4 protein-coding genes are annotated in these 2,859 nt (G+C 44.6%); 2 read left to right on the forward strand and 2 right to left on the reverse strand.

The genetic code is table 11. The annotated features are described in order from the left end of the window. Together AC37HE_RS10560 and AC37HE_RS10565 are read left to right on the forward strand one after the other, a co-directional pair. A partial coding sequence (locus AC37HE_RS10560) for a DUF4831 family protein (RefSeq protein WP_500782802.1) occupies positions 1-663 on the forward strand: 663 nt, incomplete at its 5' end. Between the two features lie 94 nt (positions 664-757). Beyond that, the gene (locus tag AC37HE_RS10565) at positions 758-2,266 is read left to right on the forward strand and encodes an aminoacyl-histidine dipeptidase (protein WP_500782803.1); all 1,509 of its coding nucleotides are present in this window, start codon (positions 758-760) and stop codon (positions 2,264-2,266) included. 81 nt (positions 2,267-2,347) lie between these two features. Here the strand turns inward: AC37HE_RS10565 and AC37HE_RS10570 are convergent, their stop codons facing one another. Beyond that, positions 2,348-2,554, reverse strand: a complete 207-nt coding sequence (locus tag AC37HE_RS10570) for a YgaP family membrane protein (protein ID WP_500782804.1) — start codon at positions 2,552-2,554, stop codon at positions 2,348-2,350. 108 nt (positions 2,555-2,662) lie between these two features. After that, positions 2,663-2,859 (reverse strand): hydantoinase B/oxoprolinase family protein (locus AC37HE_RS10575; protein ID WP_500782806.1); only part of this gene is annotated, 197 nt, incomplete at its 5' end.

Raw genomic sequence — 2,859 nt, forward strand, 5'->3', positions numbered from 1 at the left:
CCGGAGTATCCGTTTACAGATTTGTCACTGAATCCATTCTTTGAAAAGCCCGATTCGGCTTCGGCTAATATTTTGATTGCAAAAACGCTGCAGGAAAAAGCTCAGGAAGCAGCCCATACCATTACAAAATTGCGCAAACGTCGCTTTAAGTCACTGGCTAATGCTTACGACGAGCAGTTGCCCGATGGTAAAGCCTACTCGGTAATGGTGAAAGAACTCAATAAACTTGAAGCCGATTATGTGGCCCTTTTCATTGGTAAAACCTACAAGAGCACATTCGAATATACCTTCGACTATATTCCCGGCGATAATTCCGTGTCGGGTGATGTGGTTTTCCGTTTTTCTGATACCAAAGGCGTGTTGCCGAAAACCGATTTAAGTGGAAAGCCTGTTCAGCTTGAATTGAAAAAAGTGGACGATTTGGCTGCTGCTCAAGCCAAGCAAAATTCGGCTGCAACGACTACTCTCAGCCATGTATATTATCGCATGCCGGGTAAGGCCGACTTACGATTAATGAACGGTGTTAGCCTGATGGCGATTGCCCGTCTGGATATCGCTCAGTTCGGAACAGTACTCCCGGTTCCCGACGAATTGTTGGATGGTAACCATACGGTGACTTTCCACCCAACCAGCGGAGCAATCAAAAGTGTAGGCGTAAAATAAAATGAACCCGACGAATTGTCGGATGTTTAAGAGGCAGAACAAGCGTCAGGCTTGTCGTTCAATAAACACATTACAACATTAAAAATACAAGAGCATGAGTAATGAAATTAGTAAACTGGAGCCGCAAGTGCTTTGGGAAAATTTTCATGCATTGACGCAGATCCCGCGTCCATCAAACCATGAAGAAAAGGTTCAGGAATTTGTTTACAATTTTGGAGTGGCGCTGGGCTTGCAAACGATTAAAGACCAAAGCGGGAATATCATTATTCGTAAAGACGCCACCCCGGGGTTTGAAGATCGTAAAGGGGTGATTCTGCAGGCACACCTGGATATGGTGCCTCAGAAAAATTCGGATAAAGAGCATGATTTTGAAAACGACCCGATTGAAACCTTGATTGATGGCGATTGGGTGAAAGCCAATGGTACAACTCTTGGCGCCGATAACGGTATTGGTGCTGCTGCAGCTATGGCCGTATTGGCCTCCGACTCGTTGGAACACGGTCCTGTTGAGGCCTTGTTTACGGCAACCGAAGAAACCGGTATGGATGGTGCCGAAGGACTGGAAGCAGGAGCTTTAGATGGTGAAATTTTATTGAATATGGACTCCGAAGATGAGGGCGAGCTGTATGTTGGTTGTGCCGGTGGAGAAGATGTATCGGTTACCTTTGAGTATAAGAAAAAGGAAATGCCGAAGAGTTACATTGGTGGCCGCTTGAGTGTAACTGGTTTAAAAGGCGGTCACTCAGGGATGGATATCATCCTGCAACGTGCGAATGCTAATAAGTTGTTTTTCCGGGTTTTGAATAGGATGTGTGACAAGTATGAAGCACGCCTGGTGAGTATAGACGGCGGAAGCCTTCGGAATGCGATCCCTCGTGAAGCCTTTGGTCTTGTTGCCGTTAAAAAGAAAAAATGGGACAAGATGTGCAAGTTGGTTGCTGTACTTGAGAAAACAATCCGCCAGGAATATGAACTGACCGATCCGGACATTAAAATAGAACTGGTTCCCGAAAATATTATCGAGAAGATGATCGATAAGAAAACACAGCTACGCCTGACCAAATCGGTGTTGGCCTGCCCCAACGGTGTAATCCGGATGTCGGATAATATGCCGGGGCTGGTTGAAACATCAAGTAATATGGCTGTTGTGAAGTCGGACAAAAAGAAGAAAACCATTAGCCTGTATTTCCTGATGCGTAGTTCCGTTGACTCGGTGAAAGCAAATCTGGGACAACGTGTTAAAGCATTGTTCAGTATGGCTGGTGCAAAGGTGAAATTCAGCGGTGCTTACCCGGGCTGGAACCCCAATATGGATTCACCGATTTTGAAAACGATGCAGGGAATTTATGAAGCCAAGTATGGTGTTGTTCCCGAAATTAAAGCCATACACGCCGGACTTGAATGCGGTATTCTTGGGGGTACTTACCCCAAATGGGATATGATTTCTTTTGGTCCGACCATTCGCTTTCCACACTCTCCTGATGAAAAGGTAAATGTTCCTTCGGTTGCGAAATTCTGGGATTTCCTGGTGGAAACGCTTCAGAATATTCCAGTAAAGGAAGAAGCACCGGTTGAGGAATCAGCCACTAAAACAACTGATTAAGAGTAGACTTTGAATTTAAATACGATTTATAAAATAGAAGGTCCGGCTTGGTGAAGTCGGACCTTCTATTTTAGGAAACATTCACTTTTTCTTTTTAGACGTATTGATCCCAAGCGGAAGGTAGAGCGGACAAAACTTCACAAGGCTGGTCAATACAAAGATGACAGCGAAGATCATTAAGACTATTCCCAGCGTTCCTGTTAATGTGCCATTGAGGTACAGAAATGCAATAAGTGCGGCGATGATCACACGGATCAGGCGGTCGGCAGTTCCCATGTTTGACTTCATAATATCGAGTTTTTAAATTAAACTTCAAATCGAATGAGTAACTTCATTAAAGCGTTTGGAGGTACATAATTGTTTACAAAGCGGGTGGATATACTTCTGATTACAAGCTTATCCTTTTCCGTAGCCACCACCACCCGGAGTTTCAATTACAAATTGATCTCCTTCCTCCAAATCGATATTTTGAATTGAATTTACAGGTATGATCTTTCCTGCGGCTGTCAAAATATATTGACGGCCAGGTTCTCCGTCCTCTCCACCTGCTATACCATAGGGTCCCGATTGCCGCCTTTGTGTCAGTACTGAGA

The sequence above is a fragment of the Mangrovibacterium sp. genome (genome assembly GCF_059905295.1).